This is a genomic window from Kineococcus indalonis, from assembly GCF_009906395.1.
GTDB lineage: Bacteria > Actinomycetota > Actinomycetes > Actinomycetales > Kineococcaceae > Kineococcus > Kineococcus indalonis.
In genome coordinates, this window is record NZ_JAAALM010000974.1 from 1 (window position 1) to 603 (window position 603).

Here is a 603-nt window from a genome sequence, read left to right on the forward strand (position 1 = left end):
CGCTCCTGCCGTTCCCGGTCCCGCCCGGCGCGGGGTGGTCGAGCCCGAGCCCCCTTTCCGGCAGGATGACGCCCGATCGTGCTGATTTCCTGACTTCGGGTGATGAGACCGGCGTTCGTGGAACGCGGGGAGGGGCTGGGCATGAGGTGGCGCCGAGTTCTGGGCTGGATCCTGGTCGTGTTCGCGCTCTACGCCGTGTACCGGTCGCCGGAGTCCGCGGCCGGCTTCGTGCGCGGTGTCGGTGAAGCGCTCGGCACCCTCGTGAACAGCGTCGGGGCGTTCTTCGACGGCCTGCTGGCCTGAGCGGCGGGTCGTCGCGGTGGCAGGTTCGCGGGGCACGTCCGCGTCGGGTTCGTCCCCCCCGGAGCTCGCGGCGGCCGACGAGGCCGACCCCGGCCGGGTGGGCCTGCCGCGCTGGGTGAAGCGCCGGCTGCTGGCCGGGGAGCGCACCCACGTCACCGCCCAGCGGCACTGGGCGCAGCTGGTGGGCACCGTGGCGGGGGTCGTGGCGGGCTTCGCGGTCCTGCTGTGGCTGGGCAGCCGCCACACCGCCCGCAGCAGCAGGACGACCCACGCCGCGAACAGGGCGTCGCGCAGCAGCGG

At 74.8% G+C, this 603-nt stretch carries 2 protein-coding genes; both read left to right on the plus strand.

Features of this window, described 5'->3' with window-relative positions; all coding sequences use genetic code 11:
- The first annotated feature begins 117 nt into the window (after positions 1 to 117).
- Positions 118 to 303: a hypothetical protein gene (locus tag GTR00_RS22260; protein WP_166613643.1), complete on the plus strand. Its 186-nt coding sequence runs from the start codon at positions 118 to 120 to the stop codon at positions 301 to 303.
- A gap of 97 nt (positions 304 to 400) precedes the next feature.
- The coding region (locus GTR00_RS22265) for a hypothetical protein (RefSeq protein ID WP_205706435.1) at positions 401 to 603 on the plus strand (203 nt) is incomplete at its 3' end.